The organism is Xanthomonas protegens, from assembly GCF_038442435.1.
Lineage (GTDB): Bacteria > Pseudomonadota > Gammaproteobacteria > Xanthomonadales > Xanthomonadaceae > Xanthomonas_A > Xanthomonas_A sontii.
On sequence record NZ_JAQJCQ010000012.1, the window covers coordinates 130,605 to 151,053 of the forward strand.

The window sequence follows — 20,449 nt, forward strand, 5'->3', positions numbered from 1 at the left end:
CCTGCCATGACCCGATTCCCGTTCCGCCTCCTGCTCGCCAGCGCCGTGCTCGCCCTCGGCGGCTGCGGCAAGCCCGATGCCGGCGCCGCCAGCGACCATCTCAGCGTCGCCGCCACTGCGGTGCCGCACGCCGAGATCCTGGAGGTGGTCAAGCCGATGCTGGAGCAGCAGGGCCTGACCCTGGACGTGCGCGTGTTCAACGACTACGTGCAGCCCAACGACCAGGTGGTGCAGAAGCAGATCGACGTGAACTACTTCCAGACCGAGCCCTACCTGCAGGCCTACAACCGCGACCGCAAGAGCGACCTGGTGACCGTGGTCGGCGTGCACATCGAGCCGTTCGGCGCCTACTCGCGCCGCTACAAGTCGCTGGACGCGCTGCCGCAGGGCGCCGACGTGGTGATCCCCAACGATCCCAGCAACAACAGCCGTGCGCTGATCCTGCTGGACAAGGCCGGGGTCATCAAGCTCAAGGACCCGAGCAATGCGCTGTCCACCCAGCGCGACATCGTCGCCAATCCCAAGCAGCTGAAGTTCCGCGAGCTGGATTCGGCGATGCTGCCGCGGGTGCTGGACCAGGTCGACCTGGCGCTGATCAACACCAACTACGCGCTCGACGCCGGCCTCAACCCGACCCGCGACGCGCTGGCCATCGAAAGCAAGGATTCGCCGTACGTGAACTTCCTGGTCGCGCGTCGCGACAACAAGGACGACCCGCGTGTGCAGAAGCTGGCCAAGGCGCTGACCAGCCCGGAAGTGAAGGCCTTCATCCAGCGCAAGTACCAGGGCGCGGTACTGCCGGCGTTCTGATCGGGCCACGCGCATGCCGCTGCTGCTGGCCATTCCGCTGGCGATCGTGATCGCACTGGCGGTGACCGCGGTGCTGTTGCCGCTGTCGCTGCTGCAGCGGTTCCGCGTGGGCACGGCGCGGCGTCAGGCGCGCGGTTGGCTGGTCGCGGTGCAACTGTGGTCGGCGCTGCTGTCCAGCGTGGTGGTGCTAGTCTTCGCTCTGATCGCCGCGCACTGGTGGCCCGGTGCGGCCACGCATGCGCTGGCCGGCTGGGGCATCGGCGTGCTGCTGGGCGCGCTCGGCATCGTCGCCACCCGCTTCGAACCGCTGCCGCACGGCCTGCACTACACACCGAACCTGTGGTTGGTGCTGGGCCTGACCGCGCTGGTGGCGGTACGCATCGGTGCCGGGCTGTGGCAGGGCTGGCGCAGTCTGGTCGATGGTGCGGCGTGGCCGACCGAGGGCTGGATGAGCCATGCCAGTCTGCTGGCCGCCGCGGCCATGCTGCTCGGCTATGCCTGCGCCTACGCCTGGCTGCTGCGGCGGCGCCTGCGCCGATTCGACCGCTACCGCGGATTCGACCGCTCGCCGCGCTGAAGGCGAGCGCGCCCGCGTGCACGCGCAATGCGGTCTCCGCTGGTCGCGCGCGCGATCCAGCGCACGCACAAAAACAAACGGGCCCTTGCGGGCCCGTTTGCGCAAACGCTGGAGACGGAACGCTTAGAAGCGCGCGCCCACGCCGAAGCTGAACAGCCACGGATCCAGCTTCAGGTCTTCGCCGGTGCCTTCGCCGGCCACCTTCAGCTCCGGACGCGAGTGCATGTAGCGCGCATCGGCACGGGCGAACCAGGTGGAGTTGATGTTCATGTCCACGCCGACGGTGCCGATGGCGCCCTTGGCGGTGTCCAGGCTGATGTGCTGGTCCGGGTTCAGGCCAGCCAGCTTCTCGTTGCTGAAGTTGGACTCGTAGTAACCGACGCCGACGAACGGACGGAACACGTTGTCCGCCTGGCCGAAGTGGTACTGGCCGCTCAGCGCGATCGGCTGCTGCTCGACGGTACCGACCTTGCCGATGCCGTCGGCCTTGACGCGGTGGTTGAACTTGTCGGCAGCGCCCCACAGTTCGACCGCCCAGTTGTCGTCGATCAGCCAGCTGGCGCTGATGGTCGGCGCCGGGCCGCCATCGACGTCGAGGCCGGCCGCCGGCTTGGAATGCGGGTCGAGCAGGGTCGCGCTGCCGACGACGGAGAAGTGCTTGCCGGAAGCGGTATCGGCATCCTGTGCGAATGCGGCGGGCGCAAACGCAAGGGCGGACACGACAGCCAGGCTCAGGATCTGAATGGACCGCATGGGGTATCTCCTCATCTTTTTCTTGTGGGGCCACGGGAGTGGGCGCGCACACCGTATCGATGAGAAGATGAATCGTCGCCGACCCTCGCCGGACGAATGCAGGCGATGTTCAGGCACTTGCGCCCGATGCTTGAAATAACGAGGTTTTAAGACTTTTGGCTGTTCATCCAGGTGCGCGCGACGTGACGACGCAGCCGCTGTTGCAGGGCCTGCCCGCGCAGATTCGTGACGATTGCCGCGTGCTTGTGCTCGGCTCCATGCCCGGTGCGGCGTCGTTGCAGCAGGCGCGTTATTACGCGCATCCACGCAATCGGTTCTGGCCGCTGATGGCCGCGCTCTGCGGCGTCGATGCGGCACTGGATGCCGAAGCGCGCATGCAGGCGCTGCACGCGGCCGGCGTGGGCCTGTGGGATGTGATCGGCCAGTGCCGACGCCGCGGCAGCCTGGACGCGGCGATCGTGCGCGGCAGCGAAATTCCCAATGCCTTGCCCGAGCGCATCGCGCAGTTGCCGCAGCTGCGCGTCATCGCCTGCAATGGCGCGGCGGCGGCGCAGGCGTTCACACGCTTCGTGCAGCCGCAATTGCCGCTGCGCGATCCGCCGCTGGTGCTGCTGGCGCTGCCGTCCAGCAGCCCGGCCAATGCCGCGTTCGCCTGGCCGCGGCTGCTGCAGGCGTGGTCGCCGCTGCAGCAGTGGCTGCGTGCGCCATCGGCCGGCGATTGAAGTGCGCCTTTAATCCCGCAGGCGGCACATGCGCGTAGGAGCGGCTTCAGCCGCGACGCGGCTGTCCCGACAACGCTATCGCGGCTGAAGCCACTCCTACGAGAGCGCGCTGCGTGGCAATAAGGCGACAACAGGTCGACGTTGCGCCGATCGATCAGCGCCGCGCGCGCAGGCGCAGCCACAGGGTCTGCAGCGCCAGCACCGCGGCCAGCAGCAAGGCCACCCACGCCGCGGTCTGCGCACCGGCCAGCGTGCTGGCGGCCTGTTTCACGTAGACCGCGGCCAGCGCCCACAGCGCCGCCGCCGCGTAGGCGAGGTTGCCGCGCATGGCCCGGTTCATGCCCAGCAGCAGTATTGCCGCCAGCGCGAACAGCACCAGGCTCCACGGCAGCATCCGCTCGGTCGAGAGCCAGCGGTAGGCCACGATCACCTGGGCGGTGTTCAGAAACGCCGCCAGCGACAGCCAGCCGGCGTGCAGCGACAGCGGCAGCCAGGCCCACAGGGTCTGGCCCGATTCGGGGGCAGGGTCGCGCGACAGCCGCAGCGCGGCCAGCAGCATCGCCGCTAGCGCGGTCCAGATCACCGCCAGCGCCAACAGGAAGTGCTGCTGCGAGAACACCGGCATCCACGCCGCCGTCAGCGCGAAGCCCAGCGCCGCCGGCGCCCGCACCTGCGCCAGCGCGCTGACGCGACGGCGCCGCGCGCTGGATTGCCACAGGCCGAAGGCCAGGTCGAGCAGGAAGATCACACCCCAGATCGCGAAGGCGTAGCCGGCGGCGACGATCAGGGTCGGGTAGCGGTCGGAGATGGCGCCGTTGGTCGGGCCGAACGCGCCACGTTGCCCGAACCAGGCGACCAGCGGCATCGCCAACGCCATCAACAGCACCAGGATCCGCATGCCCGCCCTCCGGAAATCTGCGGCGAGCCTAGCCGTGGCCCCGTGAAGGCGGCGCACCGGTGGCGGCCGCGCAACATGCGCCGGCGTACTGTCCGCCGGCAGCGGCGGCCCACGCAGGCGATCGGGCTTTTTTGCCCGCCAAAGGTTGGCGCTGCGGCTGCGGGCCGCCACAATAGGGGTTTCCCCCCTCATTAGTTGCCGGAGTTCCCCGCATGGCCGAAATCAAGGAAGCACTTGTCCCCGATATCGGTGACTACAGCGACGTCCCGGTAATCGAAGTGCTGGTGGCCGTCGGCGACACGGTGAAGAAGGACCAGAGCCTGGTCACCCTGGAATCGGACAAGGCGACGATGGAAGTGCCGTCGCCGTTCGCCGGCGTGGTCAAGGAGATCAAGGTCAAGGTCGGCGACAACCTGTCCGAGGGCAAGGTGGTGGCGCTGATCGAAGTGGCCGAGGGCGGCGCCAGTGCCGCACCCGCCGCGCCTGCGGCCGCCAAGGCCACGCCTGCGCCGGCCCAGCAGGCCGCCGCTCCGGCCGCCGCGCCCGCGCAGAACGCGGTCAAGCCGGCGCCCGCCGCGGCTGCGGCGACCGGCGTGGTCGAGGCGCGGGTGCCGGACATCGGCGACTACAGCGACGTGCCGGTGATCGAGGTGCTGGTCGCGGTCGGCGACACGGTCAAGAAGGACCAGGGCCTGGTCACCCTGGAGTCGGACAAGGCGACGATGGAAGTGCCCTCGTCGGTGGCCGGCGTGGTCAAGGAACTCAAGGTCAAGGTCGGCGACAGCCTGTCCGAGGGCAAGGTGGTGGCGCTGATCGAAGTGGCCGGCAGCGATGCCGACGCGCCGTCCGCGTCCGCGATCCAGCCCAGCGCCGAGACCGGCGGCGGCGTGGAGCCGGTGCCGACCTCGTCCGCGCCGGACAAGCTGGCCCAGCGCGAGATCGCCCAGGTCCAGGCCACGGCGCCGGCCAAGGCCGCCGCGCCGTCCGCCACCCAGAGCAGCCCGCCGGTGGCGTTCGACGCCGACAGCGTGCTGCCGCAGAAGGTGCCCTATGCCAGCCCGGCGGTGCGCGTGTTCGCCCGCGAACTCGGCGTGGACCTGTTCCAGGTCACCGGCTCGGAGCAGGGTGGCCGCATCAGCAAGGACGATGTGCAGCGCTACGTCAAGGCGGCGCTGTCCGGCGCCGCGCCGGCGGCCGCCGGTGCCGCGCCCGCCGCGGGCGGCAATGGCCTGAACCTGCTGCCGTGGCCGAAGGTGGACTTCGCCAAGTTCGGCGAGGTCGAGGTCAAGCCGCTGTCGCGCATCAAGAAGATTTCCGGTGCCAACCTGGCGCGCAACTGGGCGATGATCCCGCACGTCACCCAGTTCGAGCAGGCCGACATCACCGACCTGGAAGCCCTGCGCGTGGCGCTGAACAAGGAGAACGAGGGCGGGCCTGGTAAGGGCAGCGGCATCAAGCTGACCATGCTCGCCTTCCTGCTCAAGGCCAGCGCCGCGGCGCTGAAGCAGTTCCCCGAGTTCAACGCCTCGCTCGATGCCAGCGGCGAGAACCTGACCCTGAAGAAGTACTTCCACATCGGCTTCGCCGCCGACACGCCGAACGGGCTGGTGGTGCCGGTGATCCGCGACGTGGACAAGAAGGGCGTGGTCGAGCTGGCGCGCGAGAGCGGCGAGCTGGCCAAGAAGGCGCGCGACGGCAAGCTGGGCCCGGCCGACATGAGTGGCGGCTGCTTCTCGATCAGCTCGCTCGGCGGCATCGGCGGCACCGCCTTCACCCCGATCGTCAATGCGCCGGAAGTGGCGATCCTGGGCGTGTCCAAGTCGTCGATCCAGCCGGTCTGGAACGGCAAGGAGTTCGCGCCCAAGCTGCTGCTGCCGCTGTCGCTGAGCTACGACCACCGCGTCATCGACGGCGCCGCCGCCGCGCGCTTCACCACCTACCTGAGCCAGGTGCTGGCGGACATGCGCCGCGTGCTGCTGTAAGCCCTGTCGTCACGGCGCCGCGTCCGTCGCGGTGCCGGTTTTCCCCCACCTGCGCGCGCCGCCTGTCTGCGCGGTCGCGCCGACGAACTGCAAACGCCCACCGCCGCGGCGATGGGCCACAGGAGAAGCTGCATGGCGGTCATTGAGGTCAAGGTCCCGGATATCGGCGACTACAGCGACGTTCCGGTCATCGAGGTGCTGGTCGCCGTCGGCGACACGGTGAAGAAGGACCAGGGCCTGGTGACGCTGGAGTCGGACAAGGCCACGCTGGAAGTGCCGTCCGCGGCCGCCGGCGTGATCAAGGAGCTGAAGGTCAAGCTCGGCGACACCCTGTCCGAGGGCGCGGTGATCGCGCTGCTGGAGACCGCCGACGGCGCCGCTGCGGCGCCCGCCGCGGCCCCGGCCGAGGTGCCGGCCAGCAAGCCGCCGGTGGCGCCGTCGCACCGCGCGCCGGCCGAGCCGCCGGCGCCCAAGCCGGCGCTGTCCAGCGGCAAGCCCGCCGACATCGAATGCAAGATGGTGGTGCTCGGCGCCGGTCCCGGCGGCTACACCGCCGCGTTCCGTGCCGCCGACCTGGGCCTGGACACGGTGCTGATCGAGCGCTACGCCAGCCTCGGCGGCGTCTGCCTCAACGTCGGCTGCATTCCGTCCAAGGCGCTGCTGCATGCGGCCGCGGTGATCGACGAGGTCGCCCATGCCGGCGATTTCGGCGTGGACTTCGGCAAGCCGAAGATCACCCTGGACAAGCTGCGCGAGTACAAGGAAAAGGTGGTCGGCAAGCTCACCGGCGGCCTTGCCAGCATGGCCAAGCAGCGCAAGGTGCGCACCGTCACCGGCGTGGCCAGCTTCGTCTCGGCCAACGAGCTGGAGATCGTCGGCGCCGACGGCAAGACCCAGTTGCTGCGCTTCGAGCACTGCATCGTCGCCGCAGGCTCGCAGGCGGTGAAGCTGCCGAATTTCCCGTGGGACGACAAGCGGGTGATGGACTCCACCGACGCGCTGGAACTGCAGGAGATCCCCAAGACCCTGCTGGTGGTCGGCGGCGGCATCATCGGCCTGGAAATGGCCACCGTGTACAGCGCGCTGGGCAGCAAGGTCACCGTGGTCGAGTTCATGGACCAGCTGATGCCGGGCGCGGACAAGGACCTGGTCAAGCCGCTGGCCGACCGCTTGAAGAAGCAGGGCGTGGAGGTCCATCTCAAGACCAAGGCGGCCGAGGTCAAGGCCGACAAGAAGGGCATCACCGTGACCTTCGAGGCCGCCACCGCGGGCGAGACGCCGGCGCTGGCCGCCACCACCTACGACCGCGTGCTGGTCGCGGTGGGTCGCTCCCCCAACGGCAAGAAGATCGGCGCCGACAAGGCCGGCATCAACGTCACCGAGCGCGGTTTCATTCCGGTCGACCGGCAGATGCGCACCAACGTGCCGCACATCTTCGCCATCGGCGACATCGTCGGTAACCCGATGCTGGCGCACAAGGCCACCCACGAGGGCAAGCTGGCCGCGGAAGTGGCCGCCGGCGAGAAGAAGGAGTGGGTGGCGCGGGTGATCCCGTCGGTGGCCTACACCAACCCGGAAATCGCCTGGGTCGGCGTCACCGAGACCGAGGCCAAGGCCAAGGGGCTGAAGGTCGGCGTGGCGAAGTTCCCGTGGGCGGCCAGCGGCCGCGCCATCGGCATCGGCCGCACCGAGGGCTTCACCAAGCTGATCTTCGACGAGGAGACGCACCGCATCATCGGCGGCGCGATCGTCGGCGTGCATGCCGGCGACCTGCTGGCCGAGATCGGCCTGGCGATCGAGATGGGCGCGGAGGCCGAGGACATCGGCCACACCATCCACGCGCATCCGACCCTGAGCGAGTCGGTCGGCATGAGCGCCGAGGTCTACGACGGCACCATCACCGACCTGTACATCCCCAAGAAGAAGTGATGCCCGCGCGACCGTGCCGCCATGTGCGGTGCGGTCGCCGCGGTGGTGAATCGACGTATGGGAGGTCGCCGTGGGGCAGGACAATCTGTGTCCCGAACTGCAGGCGCTGTTGCAGCGCGAACTGGCCAGCGGCAACCGCATCGCCGAGCCGCCGCGCCGGACCGACTGGCCGCATCCGGGCTCGGTCTTCGTGTCGCTGAAGCGCGACCTGCGCAGCGACGTGGCGGCGCTGCCGGCGATGGTGCAGCATGCGATCTGCACCGATCCGCACTACGGCTGGCACGACGAGTGCTACTGCACGACGCACCAGCATCTGCTGGTGGCGGGGGCGACCAAGCCGCCCTGAGCGTGTATCGGCTGCCGCCAAGCGGCTGCCGCCACCCCGGCTATCTGCCACAGACCCGTTAAACGACAGAACCCCGCATCGCTGCGGGGTTCTGCATGACGCTCCTCGCGGGTCCCGGGTCCCGGGTCCCGGGTCCCGAAACAATCAGAACGCGAAGGTCACGCCCGCGACCGGGCCCTTGAACTCCTGCTTCAGGCCGACGCTGGCGTTGTCGCGCTTGCGGTCCACGTCCAGCTTGAACCAGTCGTAGCCGGCGAAGATGCCGAAGTTGCGGGTGAAGCGGTACTCGACGATGGCGTTGGCGCGGCTCAGGTCGCCGTCGTAGTCGCCGAAGTCGCCCCACTTGGTGTTGAGGTACTGGCCCTGGATGTTGAACAGCCAGTGCTCGCTCGGATGTGCGGTGAAGCGCACGCCGACCACCGGCGCAGCGCCATCCTCGCTCTCGTCCAGGAAGGTGCCGGTGTAGACCGGGCCCAGGTCGGCGTAGGCATTGGACTGCACCTTGGCCCACTCGGCACCGATCTGCAGGCCCATGCTGAACTGCGGGTTGTCGATCACCGAGTAGTCGTACACCAGGCTGGCCACCTGGTACTTCAGCTCGCCCTTGACGAAGCTGCCCGACGGCACGGTCACGCCGCCCAGGCTGACGTCCTGGCCCAGCTCTTCGCGACGGTCCTTGTCGAACTTGAAGTAGTCGAAGATCAGGCGCTGGCGGGTGCTGAGGCGGAACACGCCGTCCACGCGCGGCTCCCATTCCTTGCCGCCGAAATTGAAGTCCTGCGAGCCGGAAATGGCGTTGCCGTTGATCACGGCGTTGCCGCGCAGGGTGTTGTCGTTGTCCACGTTCATCGCGCCGACGCGCAGGGTGAAGCGGTCGTCGCCGTCTTCGGCGTGGGCGGGCAGTGCGTAAGCGGCGGCGAGCGCGCACGGCAGTGCCAGGGCAAGCAAGTGTTTCATGGGGGACAAGCTCCGTCGTCTTGGGATTTTTTTGGATGGGGCGTCGATGGCAGGGCCACCGCGTGCCGTCACTATCCTTAAATTTGCGTCCACCATTCGTGAAAGTATGGTGGCGCGGGCCGCCACGCCCGTCCCAGAACGCGCAACGAAAAGAGCCCCGGGAGGACCGGGGCTCGGTGGGTCTGCGCTGTGGGCCGACGAGGATGGGCGCAGTCCCTGTCCGATCAGACAGCGCAGTGGACAGAAAGTTCCTCCGCAAAGGCGTGCTGCAATGCCGCATTCGGCGCGGGTGGCGGGCGGTGGCCGTGTTATCGTCTACGGGCGGATGGGCATTCGGACGCGGTCAGGACCCCTGGCGGTTGTCTCGCAAATTGTCCCATTGCTATAATTCCGCGGCTCGACGGACGCGAAGACGTCCTCAATCCACCACCAATTGCAGGATTTTCTGTGCTGAACTCCGTTGATGCGGGTCGGCGGCTGATGCTGCGCGCAGCGATTTACCCGCTGGTGGCGGTGGCCGTGGTGTCCCTGCTGTTCCTGCTGCTGGGACCGAAATACGCGATGGGCGCCGCCGCAACCGGGCTGGCGACCGTGGCAGGGGGATGGCTGGCAGCCCGCACCGCGCTCAATGGCGGCGTGCAGGCGGCAGGTTCGGCGCTGGCGCGGTTGATCGTGGCCATGGTGCTGAAGTGGGTGTTGGTGTTCGCGGTGCTGGCGCTGGGCTTTGCCTGGTGGCGGTTGCCTCCTCTGGCCCTGTTGGCGGGTATCGCCGTCGGGCTGATGTTCCAGGTTCTGGCTCTGGCCAGGCGTTGATCGAATCAAGAAAAGGCTCAGGACTCATGGCGGGCGAGGCAGAAACCCCTACCTCCTACATCCAGCACCATCTGCACAACCTCACCTTCCAGGTGCAGGAAGGCGGGTTCTGGCAATTGCATGTCGACACCCTGGTGATGTCGCTGCTGATGGGCCTGCTGATGGTGTTCGGCTTCTGGCTGGCCACGCGCAAGGCCACCGCGGGCGTGCCCGGCAAGTGGCAGGCGTTCGTGGAAATCATGCTGGAGTTCGTCGACCGCCAGGCCAAGGACACCTACCACGGCACCAGCAAGCTGGTGACCCCGATCGCGATCACCCTGTTCTTCTGGATCCTGTTGATGAACCTCATCAAGATGATCCCGGCGGACTTCCTCGCGATCCCGCTGGGCTGGGCCGGCGTGCACTACTGGAAGCCGGTGCCCACCGCCGACGTCAATGCCACCCTGGGCATGTCGATCAGCGTGTTCTTCCTGATGCTGTTCTTCTCGCTGCGCTCCAAGGGCGTGGGCGGGATGACCAAGGAATTCCTCACCGCGCCGTTCGGCAAGTGGATGCTGCCGTTCAACCTGATCCTCAATATCGTCGAATGGCTGAGCAAGCCGGTGTCGCTGGCGATGCGACTGTTCGGCAACATGTTCGGCGGCGAGATCGTGTTCCTGCTGATCTGGGTGCTGGGCGGTGCCGGCATCCTCGGTGCGCTGGCCGGCGGCGCGTTCGGCTTCGGCTGGATGCTGTTCCACCTGCTGGTGATTCCGCTGCAGGCGTTCATTTTCATGATGCTGTCCATCGTGTACCTGAGCCTGGCGGAAGACAGCCACTGACGTTTCTGTTTCACGCGTTCTAAGCAACCCTTCGTTCGATTCACCATCCTCAAGCAACTTTGTTCCTGGAGAAAACCATGTACTTCGCCGTCCTGACCAACCTCGCCCAAGTCCAGAGCTCCACCGTCCTCGCCGTCGGCATCATGATCGGCCTGGCCGCGCTGGGCGCCGGCCTCGGTCTGGCCATCATGGCCGGCAAGTTCCTGGAATCGGCCGCGCGCCAGCCGGAACTGATCCCGGTGCTGCAGGTCCGCATGTTCATCACCGCCGGCCTGATCGACGCCGCGTTCATCATCAGCGTCGCGGTCGGCCTGCTGTTCGCGTTCGCCAACCCGATGATCGGCGAGTTCGTCGCGCGTCTGCCGCAGGGCGGTTGATCCCGTCGTACCGGCGTGCGGTCGCCACCGGCGGCCGCCGCTACGGATGAAGGTTCGGACGCGTCGCCGTGCTGGCGGCGCGTCCACCCCGTCACCATTGGCTGAGCGTACCCCATGAATATCGGTCTCACCCTCTTTGCCCAGGCGCTGGCGTTCGCCGGTCTGATCTGGATCGTCGCGACCAAGATCTGGCCGCCGCTGATGCAGGCCATCGAAGAGCGCCAACAGAAGATCGCCGAAGGCCTGGCCGCCGCCGATCGCAGTCAGAAGGATCTGGCGCAGGCGCAGGAAAAGGTCAACGAAGCGTTGAAGGACGCCCGCATCAAGGCCAACGAGATCATCGATCAGGCCCATGCGCGCGCCAACCAGATCGTCGAGGCGGCCAAGCACGAGGCGATCGTCGAAGCCAACCGGCAGAAGGAACTGGCCCAGGCCGAGATCGACGCCGCGGCCAACCGCGCGCGCGAAGACCTGCGTCGCCAGGTGTCGCTGCTGGCGGTGAGCGGCGCCGAGAAGCTGCTCAAGCGCGAAATCGACGCCAACGCCCACAAGGCGCTGCTCGACGAGCTGGCGGCGGAGATCTGAGATGAGCCAGGCCCTCACACTGGCGCGTCCCTACGCTCGCGCCGCGTTCGCCGCGGCCAGCGACGCCGGCAAGCTCGCGCCCTGGTCGCAGGCGCTGGCGTTCTCCGCCCAGGTCGCGGCCGACCCGCGCGTGGCCGCGCTGCTGCACAACCCGCTGCTGCAGCGGGAACAGGCGGTGTCGCTGCTGGCGCCGGAAGCGGCCGACGAGCAGTACCAGCGCTTCCTGAGCCTGCTGGCCGAAGGCCAGCGGCTGCCGCTGCTGCCGGAGATCGCCGGGCTGTACGACCAGCTGCGGGCCGAGGCCGAGCGCGTGGTGCAGGCCAACGTGACCTCCGCGACGGCGCTGAGCGATGCCGAGGTGGCCTCGCTGAAGGTGGCGCTGAAGCAGCGCTTCGGCCGCGAGGTCGAGATCACCACGGCGGTGGACGCTTCGCTGATCGGCGGCGCGGTGATCGACGCCGGCGACGTGGTCATCGACGGTTCGTTGAAAGGCAAGCTGTCGCGTCTGCAATCCGCACTGGCCCACTAAGAAACGGGAATGGCGAATAGAGAGGAGAGAACCCGGCCCGGCGGCGACGCCACCCGCGATTCCCGATTCCCCATTCCCGATTCTCAAAGAAGCTAACCACACGTCGCCATCCGCCGCTGCGCGATGGACGATCCGAAGGAAACCAAGATGGCAACCACGCTCAACCCCTCCGAAATCAGCGAACTGATCAAGAACCGCATCGAGCAGGTCAAGCTGGCCGCGGAGTCGCGCAACGAAGGTACGGTCACCAGCGTGTCCGACGGCATCGTGCGCATCTTCGGCCTGGCCGACGTGATGCAGGGCGAAATGATCGAACTGCCGAACGACACCTACGCCCTGGCGCTGAACCTGGAGCGCGACTCGGTCGGCGCCGTGGTGCTCGGCGACTACGAGAACCTGCGCGAAGGCGACGTGGCCAAGACCACCGGCCGCATCCTGGAAGTGCCGGTGGGCAAGGAACTGCTGGGCCGCGTGGTCAACGCGCTGGGCGAGCCGATCGACGGCAAGGGCCCGCTGGGCACCAGCCAGACCGCGCCGGTGGAGCGCGTGGCGCCGGGCGTGATCTGGCGCAAGTCGGTCGACCAGCCGGTGCAGACCGGCTACAAGTCGGTCGACGCGATGATCCCGATCGGCCGCGGCCAGCGCGAGCTGGTCATCGGCGACCGCCAGACCGGCAAGACCGCGCTGGCCATCGACGCGGTGATCAACCAGAAGAACACCGGCATCAAGTGCGTGTACGTGGCGATCGGGCAGAAGGCCTCGACCGTCGCCAACATCGTGCGCAAGCTGGAAGAGAACGGCGCGCTGGCGCACACCATCGTGGTCGCCGCGACCGCCTCCGAATCGGCGGCGATGCAGTACATCAGCGCCTACGCCGGCTGCACCATGGGCGAGTACTTCATGGACCGCGGCGAAGACGCGCTGATCGTGTACGACGATCTGTCCAAGCAGGCCGTGGCCTACCGCCAGATCTCGCTGCTGCTCAAGCGCCCGCCGGGCCGCGAAGCCTACCCGGGCGACGTGTTCTACCTGCACAGCCGCCTGCTGGAGCGCGCCGCGCGCGTGTCCGAGGAGTACGTGGAGCAGTTCACCAAGGGCGAGGTCAAGGGCAAGACCGGTTCGCTGACCGCGCTGCCGATCATCGAGACCCAGGCCGGCGACGTGTCCGCGTTCGTGCCGACCAACGTGATCTCGATCACCGACGGCCAGATCTTCCTGGAAACCGACCTGTTCAACGCCGGCATCCGCCCGGCGGTGAACGCCGGTATCTCGGTGTCGCGCGTCGGCGGCGCCGCGCAGACCAAGATCATCAAGAAGCTCTCCGGCGGCATCCGCATCTCGCTGGCGCAGTACCGCGAGCTGGCGGCGTTCGCGCAGTTCGCCTCGGACCTGGACGAAGCCACCCGCAAGCAGCTCGAGCGCGGTCAGCGCGTCACCGAGCTGATGAAGCAGAAGCAGTACATGCCGATGTCCATCGCCAACCAGGCGCTGTCGATCTACGCGGTCAACGAGGGCTATCTCGACGACGTGCCGGTCAACAAGCTGCTGGCGTTCGAAGAGGGCCTGCACGCCCACTTCGCCAACACCCAGGGCGAGCTGATCGCCAAGGTCAACGACACCGGCGACTGGAACGGCGACATCGAGGCCGCGTTCAAGAAGGGCATCGGCGAGTTCAAGACCACCGGTAGCTGGTAAAGAGCCGGGATTCGGGATTGGGCATTCGGGATTCGTAAGAGCGGTGGTACAGGGGATCTGCCGATCCCCGATCACCGTTACGGATCTCAAGAGTCAGGTATTTGGGTTTGTAGGTGAGGTGGGTTTGGGAGCGTTAGCGAATCCCCAATCCCCAATCCCGAATCCCACGAGCGGAGCGAGCGAGAGCATGGCAGGCGGACGCGAAATCAAATCCAAGATCAAGAGCGTGCAGAACACCCGCAAGGTGACGCGCGCGCTCGAGATGGTCTCGGCTTCCAAGATCCGCAAGGCGCAGGATCGGATGAAGACCTCGCGTCCGTACGCGCAGGCGATGAAGCAGGTGATCGGGCATCTGGCGCAGGCCAGCACCGACTACACGCATCCGTTCCTGGTGCAGCGCGAGTCGGTCAAGCGCGTCGGCTACATCGTGATCTCCTCCGATCGCGGCCTGGCCGGCGGCCTGAACAACAACCTGTTCCGCAAGATGCTGGGCGAAGTGCGCCAGTGGCAGGACCAGGGCGCGGGCGTGGACGTGGTCACCATCGGCCAGAAGGCCTCGGTGTTCTTCCGCCGGCTCAAGGTGGACATGGTCGGCAGCGTCAGCCACCTCGGCGACCTGCCGCAGCTGGAGCAGTTGATCGGCGTGATCAAGGTGATGCTGGACGCGTTCACCGAAGGCAAGCTGGACCGCGTGTATCTGGTCTACAACCGCTTCGTCAACACCATGACGCAGAAGGCCAGCTTCGACCAGCTGCTGCCGCTGCCGGCGGCCGAGAGCCAGGTCGCGCACCACGACTGGGACTACCTGTACGAACCCGATGCCGCGAGCGTGCTCGAGCACGTGATGACGCGCTACATCGAGTCGCTGGTGTACCAGGCGGTGCTGGAGAACGTGGCGTCCGAGCATGCGGCGCGCATGGTCGCGATGAAGGCGGCCAGCGACAACGCCAGCAAGCTGATCAGCACCTTGCAGTTGGTCTACAACAAGGCGCGTCAGGCTGCGATCACCCAGGAAATTTCCGAAATCGTCGGCGGCGCAGCGGCCGTGTAGTGCCGGGATTGGGGATTGGAGAGTCGGGTCGGCAAGAGCAGCGCAGCGCGCTTTTGCGAATCCCGAATCGCGAATCCCCACTCACGAAATCCATGGGATGGCGCAGGCCATCCGGACAGAACTAAAGCTAACCGGAGCAGCAAAATGAGTCAGGGCAAGATCGTTCAGATCATCGGCGCGGTCGTCGACGTCGAATTCGCGCGTGCCGATGTGCCGAAGGTGTACGACGCACTGAAGGTCGACGGCACCGCCATCACGCTGGAAGTGCAGCAGCAGTTGGGCGACGGCGTCGTGCGTACGATCGCCCTCGGCTCCACCGACGGCCTCAAGCGCAACCTGGTCGCCACCAACACCGGCCGTGCGATCTCGGTGCCGGTCGGCGCCGGCACGCTGGGCCGCATCATGGACGTGCTGGGTCGTCCGATCGACGAGGCCGGCGACGTGCAGGCCACCGACCATTGGGAAATCCACCGCGCGGCGCCGACCTACGAAGACCAGTCCTCGGCCACCGAGCTGCTGGAGACCGGCATCAAGGTCATCGACCTGATGTGCCCGTTCGCCAAGGGCGGCAAGGTCGGCCTGTTCGGCGGCGCCGGCGTCGGCAAGACCGTCAACATGATGGAACTGATCAACAACATCGCCAAGGCGCACTCGGGTCTGTCCGTGTTCGCCGGCGTGGGCGAGCGTACCCGCGAGGGCAACGACTTCTACCACGAGATGAAGGACTCCAACGTCCTGGACAAGGTGGCGATGGTGTACGGCCAGATGAACGAGCCGCCGGGCAACCGCCTGCGCGTCGCGCTGACCGGCCTGACCATGGCCGAGTACTTCCGCGACGAGAAGGACGCCTCGGGCAAGGGCAAGGACGTGCTGCTGTTCGTCGACAACATCTACCGCTACACCCTGGCCGGTACCGAAGTGTCGGCGCTGCTGGGCCGCATGCCGTCGGCGGTGGGCTACCAGCCGACCCTGGCCGAGGAAATGGGCGTGCTGCAGGAGCGCATCACCTCGACCAAGTCCGGCTCGATCACCTCGATCCAGGCCGTGTACGTGCCCGCGGACGACCTGACCGACCCGTCGCCGGCGACCACCTTCGCCCACCTCGACGCCACCGTCGTGCTGTCGCGTAACATCGCCTCGCTGGGTATCTACCCGGCGGTGGACCCGCTCGATTCGACCAGCCGCCAGCTGGACCCGAACGTGATCGGCCACGAGCACTACGACACCGCCCGCCGCGTGCAGTCCACCTTGCAGAAGTACAAGGAACTGAAGGACATCATCGCGATCCTGGGCATGGACGAACTGTCCGAAGAGGACAAGCAGGCCGTGTCGCGCGCGCGCAAGATCGAGCGCTTCTTCAGCCAGCCGTTCCACGTGGCCGAAGTGTTCACCGGCTCGCCGGGCAAGTACGTGTCGCTGAAGGACACCATCCGTGGCTTCAAGGCCATCGTCGACGGCGAGTACGACCACCTGCCGGAGCAGGCCTTCTACATGGTCGGCGGCATCGAGGAAGCGGTCGAGAAGGCCAAGAAGATGGCCGAGAAGGCGTAAGAGCCGGGATTCGGCATTCGGGATTAGGGATTCGCAAGGCGGCATCGAGGACAAGGGAGTGGGTGTGAGGACGAAGCGGCGCGACCGCTTGGGCCAATCCCCAATCCCGACTCCCCAATCCCGCCTCGCGCCAGCGAGGTAACCATGAGCACCATCCGTTGCGACATCGTCAGCGCCGAGCATGAGATCTACCACGGCGACGCCACCCTGGTGGTCGCGACCGGCGAGCTGGGCGAGCTGGGCATCGCGCCCAAGCACGCGCCGTTGATCACCCGGCTCAAGCCCGGCAAGGTGGTGGTGACCACCCCGAGCGGCGAGCAGCTGGATTTCGCCATTTCCGGCGGCATCCTCGAGGTGCAGCCGCAGGTGGTGACGATCCTGGCCGACACCGCGATCCGCGCGCAGGACATCGACGAGGCGTCGGTGCGCAAGGCCAAGGAAGAAGCCGAGCGCCTGCTCGCCAACCGCGGCGAAGGCATGGACGTGGCCGAGGCGCAGGCCAAGCTGGCCGAGGTCACCGCGCAGCTGCAGGCGCTGGAGCGCCTGCGCAAGAACCTCAAGCACTGAGTTCACCGCCCCGCGGCCGCATGGCCGCATGCGCGACGACGACGCCGGCGTTTGCCGGCGTTGTCGTGTCTGGGAGATGGGGCTCCTTCGCACGCTGCCTCCGCGTGCATGTAGGGGATCATCTCGCGCACCCGGCTTGCCGCACCCTGCTGCTGACGCGCAGGCGCATTGGGCCGCCGCGAGGATCGCATTCCTGCGGCGCGGCCCGCGATCGAGGTGGATTGCGACGCAGCGCACGGCGCTGGCTTGCTGGTCGCTGACTCGGCCGCGCTGTCATGCGACAAGACGCGGATGCGGTCATCGTGCGGTCGGTGGACTGCGGCAAGATGGCCGCCCGATCTGCGGTCCATCCCCCACCCGCAGACGGTTACCGGAGAACCGAGATGAGCCTGTCCGCTTCCGTTCCTCGTCCCTGCATGCATGCGCTGACCGCCGTGCTGGCCGGCGCCCTGTTGATGGGATGCGCATTGCCCGCACGCAGCGCCACCCCCTTGGAGCCGCTGCTGGATCGCATCGTCGAGCGCAATGCGATCGGCGACCAGGTGGCGCTGAGCAAGTGGGACAGCGGCAAGCCGGTGCTGGATGCCACGCGCGAGGCCGCGGTGCTGGCGAGCGTGCGCGATCAGGCGCCGGCCCACGGCGTGGATCCGGACGATGCGGCGCGCTTCTTCGGCATGCAGATCGAATCCAACAAGCTGGTGCAGTACGAACTGCTGTCGCGCTGGCACCTGCGCGGCCGTGCGCCCAACAGCCCGCGCCCGGACCTGACCGCACTGCGCGCGCGCCTGGACCAGCTGCAGGGCGAGATGCTGGATGCGCTGCGGGCCAGCGCCGCGGTGCGCCAGGCCCCGGATTGCCCCGTGACGACCGCGCGCGCGGCCGAGGCCTATGCGCTGCGCTGGCAGCTCGACCAACTGCACCGCACCGCGCTGGTGCGCAGCCTGGGCGATTTCTGCCACTGAGTTGGCGGTAGCCGCAGCGGTGTGCTGGTTGCGCCCGACGCGGCGCTGGAACCGTTCTGGCGCTCTGCAGGCCCGATCCGCGCTGGCTTGTCTAGGCTGCGCTCGTCGCGACTGAAGTCGCTCCCACAGGGATGTTCCCGGCATCCGCTAAGTCTTTGTGGGAGGGGCTTCAGTCCCGACAGCCGTTGAGGCCGATCGCTGTCCGGACTTCGCTCTTCGCGGCGGGTGCCCCTCATGGAAGTAGCAGGCGCACTCGCAGGAGCGGCTTCAGCCGCGACAAGCTCTACCGATAACGCCCGGTCGCGGCTGAAGCCGCTCCTACGATGCAACGTGGTTCTTGGCGGAAGCAGGGAATTAGAGGCGACCTGGAGTCGCTCATCTGGGAACGCTTGCTGTATCTGATTGGTCTTCTGTGAGAGAGGCGTCCAGCCCCGCAGATGTCGAAGCCGGCTCCTCTCGCTCGCGAGAGGGGGAGCATCCCGTTGCCCGGGCTTCGCTCGTCGCGACTGAAGTCGCTCCCACAGGGATGTTCCCGGCATCCGCTAGGTCTTTTTTTAGGAAGGGCTTCAGCTCCGACAGCCGGCGCCGATCGCGCGCAGCGGTGCCGCCTGCCTGCCGTGTCGCCAGCGCTAGCGGTAGACCAACTGCCGTCCCAGGAAAAACGACACCACCGCCAGCATGCCTTCGACCAGCGGTTTGGCCAGCCAGGCCAGGCGCAGGCCCAGGGCGTGGGCGCACAGCGCCACCAGCCAGGTGCTGAGCGCAGTGAGCACCAGCCACATGGCCATGAAGCGGCCGAAGCGGCGCCAGCCCAGGCGCGCGGCGTCGTCGCTGGCGAAGGTGATGCGGCCGTTGAGCCAGAACCCGAGCAGGGCGCCGCAGACGCGGCCCAGCACGTTGCCGGGGACCGTCGGCATGCCGGCCGCGGTGGCGGCGACGAATACGCTCCAGTCGACCAGCAATTGCAGCAGGCCGATTAGCAGGAACTGGCTGCCCTGGCGCAGGAGACCCATGAACATCCGCAGGAGAAGACGATCGCGCATGCTAGCGCCTGCGGCGCCGATGTGCAGCCTGCCGCGTGTGGCGCGATCGTGACGGCAGCCGTGGCCGGCAGCCTCTAGAATTCGTCGTCCACCCGCAACGGAACCGCCCCATGAGCCTGCCCCTGCACGTCGTGATCCTCGCCGCCGGCGCGGGCAAGCGGATGAAGTCGGTCAAGCCCAAGGTGCTGCAGCCGATCGCCGGCCGGCCGATGCTGGCGCATGTGATCGAGACCGCGCGCCAACTGCAGCCGGATGCGATCCACATCGTCCATGGCCACGGCGGCGAGGCGGTGCTGGCGGCCTTCGCCGACCAGCCGGACCTGCTGTGGGCCGAGCAGGCGCAACAGTTGGGGACCGGCCACGCGGTGCAGCAGGCGATGGCGGCCGTGCCCGACGCGGCCACGGTGCTGGTGCTGTACGGCGACGTGCCGCTGATCCGCGCCGAAACCCTGACCCGCCTGCTGCACGCCCCCGGCCGGGTCGCGGTGCTGGTCGCCGAACCGGAGGATCCCACTGGCTACGGCCGCATCGTGCGCGACGCCGCCGGCAAGGTCGCGGCGATCGTCGAGCAGAAGGACGCCGACGACGAGCAGCGGCGCATCCGCACCATCAACACCGGCATCGTCACCGCCGAGTCCACCGCGCTGAAGCGTTGGCTGGCGCAGTTGCGCAACGACAACGCGCAGCGCGAGTACTACCTCACCGATGTGTTCGCCGCCGCCGCCGCCGAATTCACCCCGGCGGAAATGGTGCTGGTGGCCGATCCGATCGAGGCCGAGGGCGCCAACGATCCGTGGCAGCTGGCGCAACTGGAACGTGCCTGGCAGTTGCGCGCCGCGCGTGCGCTGTGCGAGCAGGGCGTGCAACTGATCGATCCGAATCGCCTGGACCAGCGCGGCCGCGTGCGCGCCGGCCACGACGTGTGCATCGACGCCAACGTGATCCTGGAAGGCGAGGTGGAACTGGGCGACGGCGTCAGCATCGGCCCGTTCGTGCGGCTGAAGGACGTGGTGCTGGGGCCGGGTACCGAGGTGCGTGCGCATTGCGACCTGGAAGGCGTGGTCGCCGAGGGTGCGGTGCAGATCGGCCCGTTCGCGCGGCTGCGCCCCGGCACGGTGCTGGCCGACGGCGTGCACATCGGCAACTTCGTCGAGACCAAGAAGGCGGTGCTGGGCGTCGGCAGCAAGGCCAATCACCTGACCTACCTCGGCGACGCGACCATCGGCAGCGGCGTCAACGTCGGTGCCGGGGTGATCACCTGCAACTACGACGGCGTCAACAAGTCGCAGACGGTGATCGGCGATGGCGTGTTCGTCGGCTCCAACAGCGCGCTGGTGGCGCCGCTGGAGATCGGCGACGGCGCCACCATCGGCGCCGGCTCGGTGATCACCCGCAGCGCGCCGGCCGGCAAGCTGAGCGTGGCACGCGTACGCCAGGAAACCGTCGAAGGCTGGAAACGCCCGGGCAAGCGCGACTGAGGC

21 protein-coding genes are annotated in these 20,449 nt (G+C 67.7%); 17 read left to right on the top strand and 4 right to left on the bottom strand.

Annotated elements, in window-relative coordinates:
- Positions 1–6: 6 nt before the first annotated feature.
- Both PIQ37_RS14775 and PIQ37_RS14780 read left to right on the top strand, forming a co-directional pair.
- Entirely contained in the window at positions 7–810 is an 804-nt protein-coding gene (locus tag PIQ37_RS14775; RefSeq protein WP_342074024.1) for a MetQ/NlpA family ABC transporter substrate-binding protein, read from the top strand.
- 13 nt (positions 811–823) lie between these two features.
- On the top strand, positions 824–1,387 hold the full coding sequence (locus tag PIQ37_RS14780; protein ID WP_342074025.1) for a DUF1453 domain-containing protein: 564 nt from the start codon (positions 824–826) through the stop codon (positions 1,385–1,387).
- Positions 1,388–1,510: 123 nt separating this feature from the next.
- Here the strand turns inward: PIQ37_RS14780 and PIQ37_RS14785 are convergent, their stop codons facing one another.
- Complete coding sequence (locus PIQ37_RS14785) at positions 1,511–2,140, bottom strand: OmpW/AlkL family protein (protein WP_017907486.1); 630 nt, start codon at positions 2,138–2,140, stop codon at positions 1,511–1,513.
- Positions 2,141–2,322: 182 nt separating this feature from the next.
- Between PIQ37_RS14785 and PIQ37_RS14790 the strand changes: the two genes are divergently transcribed.
- Entirely contained in the window at positions 2,323–2,862 is a 540-nt protein-coding gene (locus PIQ37_RS14790) for a DNA-deoxyinosine glycosylase (RefSeq protein ID WP_342074026.1), read from the top strand.
- 154 nt (positions 2,863–3,016) lie between these two features.
- On the opposite strand, the gene PIQ37_RS14795 is transcribed toward PIQ37_RS14790, so the two are convergent.
- Complete coding sequence (locus PIQ37_RS14795; protein ID WP_342074027.1) at positions 3,017–3,760, bottom strand: hypothetical protein; 744 nt, start codon at positions 3,758–3,760, stop codon at positions 3,017–3,019.
- A gap of 212 nt (positions 3,761–3,972) precedes the next feature.
- On the opposite strand from PIQ37_RS14795, the gene aceF reads away from it, so the two are divergent.
- The 3 genes from aceF to PIQ37_RS14810 all read left to right on the top strand — a co-directional run bounded on the left by aceF (position 3,973) and on the right by PIQ37_RS14810 (position 8,017).
- On the top strand, positions 3,973–5,742 hold the full coding sequence (gene aceF / locus PIQ37_RS14800) for a dihydrolipoyllysine-residue acetyltransferase (RefSeq protein ID WP_342074028.1): 1,770 nt from the start codon (positions 3,973–3,975) through the stop codon (positions 5,740–5,742).
- A 132-nt stretch (positions 5,743–5,874) separates the two neighbouring features.
- Entirely contained in the window at positions 5,875–7,671 is a 1,797-nt protein-coding gene (gene lpdA / locus PIQ37_RS14805) for a dihydrolipoyl dehydrogenase (RefSeq protein ID WP_342074029.1), read from the top strand.
- 49 nt (positions 7,672–7,720) lie between these two features.
- Positions 7,721–8,017, top strand: coding sequence for a hypothetical protein (locus tag PIQ37_RS14810; protein ID WP_342074044.1), 297 nt, complete (start codon positions 7,721–7,723; stop codon positions 8,015–8,017).
- Positions 8,018–8,161: 144 nt separating this feature from the next.
- On the opposite strand, the gene PIQ37_RS14815 is transcribed toward PIQ37_RS14810, so the two are convergent.
- The gene (locus PIQ37_RS14815) at positions 8,162–8,974 is read right to left on the bottom strand and encodes a porin family protein (protein WP_160962364.1); all 813 of its coding nucleotides are present in this window, start codon (positions 8,972–8,974) and stop codon (positions 8,162–8,164) included.
- A gap of 447 nt (positions 8,975–9,421) precedes the next feature.
- Between PIQ37_RS14815 and PIQ37_RS14820 the strand changes: the two genes are divergently transcribed.
- The 10 genes from PIQ37_RS14820 (at position 9,422) to PIQ37_RS14865 (ending at position 17,925) form a co-directional block, all read left to right on the top strand.
- On the top strand, positions 9,422–9,787 hold the full coding sequence (locus PIQ37_RS14820; protein WP_026143249.1) for an ATP synthase subunit I: 366 nt from the start codon (positions 9,422–9,424) through the stop codon (positions 9,785–9,787).
- 26 nt (positions 9,788–9,813) lie between these two features.
- A complete protein-coding gene (gene atpB, locus PIQ37_RS14825; protein ID WP_010340498.1) occupies positions 9,814–10,608 on the top strand; it encodes a F0F1 ATP synthase subunit A in 795 nt (264 codons plus the stop codon).
- A 77-nt stretch (positions 10,609–10,685) separates the two neighbouring features.
- On the top strand, positions 10,686–10,985 hold the full coding sequence (gene atpE, locus PIQ37_RS14830) for a F0F1 ATP synthase subunit C (protein ID WP_010340497.1): 300 nt from the start codon (positions 10,686–10,688) through the stop codon (positions 10,983–10,985).
- A 114-nt stretch (positions 10,986–11,099) separates the two neighbouring features.
- A complete protein-coding gene (locus tag PIQ37_RS14835; RefSeq protein ID WP_017910291.1) occupies positions 11,100–11,570 on the top strand; it encodes a F0F1 ATP synthase subunit B in 471 nt (156 codons plus the stop codon).
- A gap of 1 nt (position 11,571) precedes the next feature.
- Positions 11,572–12,099 carry a F0F1 ATP synthase subunit delta gene (locus tag PIQ37_RS14840; RefSeq protein ID WP_017910292.1) on the top strand — a complete coding sequence of 176 codons (528 nt, stop codon included), beginning with the start codon at positions 11,572–11,574 and terminating at the stop codon, positions 12,097–12,099.
- Positions 12,100–12,246: 147 nt separating this feature from the next.
- Positions 12,247–13,794, top strand: a complete 1,548-nt coding sequence (gene atpA / locus PIQ37_RS14845) for a F0F1 ATP synthase subunit alpha (RefSeq protein WP_026143773.1) — start codon at positions 12,247–12,249, stop codon at positions 13,792–13,794.
- A gap of 187 nt (positions 13,795–13,981) precedes the next feature.
- The gene (atpG, locus tag PIQ37_RS14850; RefSeq protein ID WP_342074030.1) at positions 13,982–14,845 is read left to right on the top strand and encodes a F0F1 ATP synthase subunit gamma; all 864 of its coding nucleotides are present in this window, start codon (positions 13,982–13,984) and stop codon (positions 14,843–14,845) included.
- A gap of 144 nt (positions 14,846–14,989) precedes the next feature.
- Positions 14,990–16,396: a F0F1 ATP synthase subunit beta gene (gene atpD, locus PIQ37_RS14855; protein WP_017910295.1), complete on the top strand. Its 1,407-nt coding sequence runs from the start codon at positions 14,990–14,992 to the stop codon at positions 16,394–16,396.
- Between the two features lie 144 nt (positions 16,397–16,540).
- Positions 16,541–16,963 carry a F0F1 ATP synthase subunit epsilon gene (locus PIQ37_RS14860; protein WP_019796279.1) on the top strand — a complete coding sequence of 141 codons (423 nt, stop codon included), beginning with the start codon at positions 16,541–16,543 and terminating at the stop codon, positions 16,961–16,963.
- A 416-nt stretch (positions 16,964–17,379) separates the two neighbouring features.
- On the top strand, positions 17,380–17,925 hold the full coding sequence (locus PIQ37_RS14865; RefSeq protein ID WP_342074045.1) for a chorismate mutase: 546 nt from the start codon (positions 17,380–17,382) through the stop codon (positions 17,923–17,925).
- Between the two features lie 629 nt (positions 17,926–18,554).
- Here PIQ37_RS14865 and PIQ37_RS14870 read toward each other — a convergent pair.
- Entirely contained in the window at positions 18,555–18,938 is a 384-nt protein-coding gene (locus tag PIQ37_RS14870; protein WP_026144629.1) for a GtrA family protein, read from the bottom strand.
- A 140-nt stretch (positions 18,939–19,078) separates the two neighbouring features.
- On the opposite strand from PIQ37_RS14870, the gene glmU reads away from it, so the two are divergent.
- The gene (gene glmU, locus PIQ37_RS14875) at positions 19,079–20,446 is read left to right on the top strand and encodes a bifunctional UDP-N-acetylglucosamine diphosphorylase/glucosamine-1-phosphate N-acetyltransferase GlmU (RefSeq protein ID WP_342074031.1); all 1,368 of its coding nucleotides are present in this window, start codon (positions 19,079–19,081) and stop codon (positions 20,444–20,446) included.
- Positions 20,447–20,449: the final 3 nt, after the last annotated feature.

Coding starts and splice junctions, on each gene's coding strand:
- atpE (WP_010340497.1), top strand. CDS start 10,686: ATGTACTTCGCCGTCCTGACCAACCTCGCCCAAGTCCAGAGCTCCACC.
- atpD (WP_017910295.1), top strand. CDS start 14,990: ATGAGTCAGGGCAAGATCGTTCAGATCATCGGCGCGGTCGTCGACGTC.
- PIQ37_RS14840 (WP_017910292.1), top strand. CDS start 11,572: ATGAGCCAGGCCCTCACACTGGCGCGTCCCTACGCTCGCGCCGCGTTC.
- PIQ37_RS14780 (WP_342074025.1), top strand. CDS start 824: ATGCCGCTGCTGCTGGCCATTCCGCTGGCGATCGTGATCGCACTGGCG.
- glmU (WP_342074031.1), top strand. CDS start 19,079: ATGAGCCTGCCCCTGCACGTCGTGATCCTCGCCGCCGGCGCGGGCAAG.
- PIQ37_RS14835 (WP_017910291.1), top strand. CDS start 11,100: ATGAATATCGGTCTCACCCTCTTTGCCCAGGCGCTGGCGTTCGCCGGT.
- PIQ37_RS14865 (WP_342074045.1), top strand. CDS start 17,380: ATGCATGCGCTGACCGCCGTGCTGGCCGGCGCCCTGTTGATGGGATGC.
- aceF (WP_342074028.1), top strand. CDS start 3,973: ATGGCCGAAATCAAGGAAGCACTTGTCCCCGATATCGGTGACTACAGC.
- lpdA (WP_342074029.1), top strand. CDS start 5,875: ATGGCGGTCATTGAGGTCAAGGTCCCGGATATCGGCGACTACAGCGAC.
- PIQ37_RS14815 (WP_160962364.1), bottom strand. CDS start 8,974: ATGAAACACTTGCTTGCCCTGGCACTGCCGTGCGCGCTCGCCGCCGCT.
- atpG (WP_342074030.1), top strand. CDS start 13,982: ATGGCAGGCGGACGCGAAATCAAATCCAAGATCAAGAGCGTGCAGAAC.
- PIQ37_RS14795 (WP_342074027.1), bottom strand. CDS start 3,760: ATGCGGATCCTGGTGCTGTTGATGGCGTTGGCGATGCCGCTGGTCGCC.
- PIQ37_RS14785 (WP_017907486.1), bottom strand. CDS start 2,140: ATGCGGTCCATTCAGATCCTGAGCCTGGCTGTCGTGTCCGCCCTTGCG.
- atpA (WP_026143773.1), top strand. CDS start 12,247: ATGGCAACCACGCTCAACCCCTCCGAAATCAGCGAACTGATCAAGAAC.
- PIQ37_RS14860 (WP_019796279.1), top strand. CDS start 16,541: ATGAGCACCATCCGTTGCGACATCGTCAGCGCCGAGCATGAGATCTAC.
- PIQ37_RS14870 (WP_026144629.1), bottom strand. CDS start 18,938: ATGGGTCTCCTGCGCCAGGGCAGCCAGTTCCTGCTAATCGGCCTGCTG.
- PIQ37_RS14775 (WP_342074024.1), top strand. CDS start 7: ATGACCCGATTCCCGTTCCGCCTCCTGCTCGCCAGCGCCGTGCTCGCC.
- atpB (WP_010340498.1), top strand. CDS start 9,814: ATGGCGGGCGAGGCAGAAACCCCTACCTCCTACATCCAGCACCATCTG.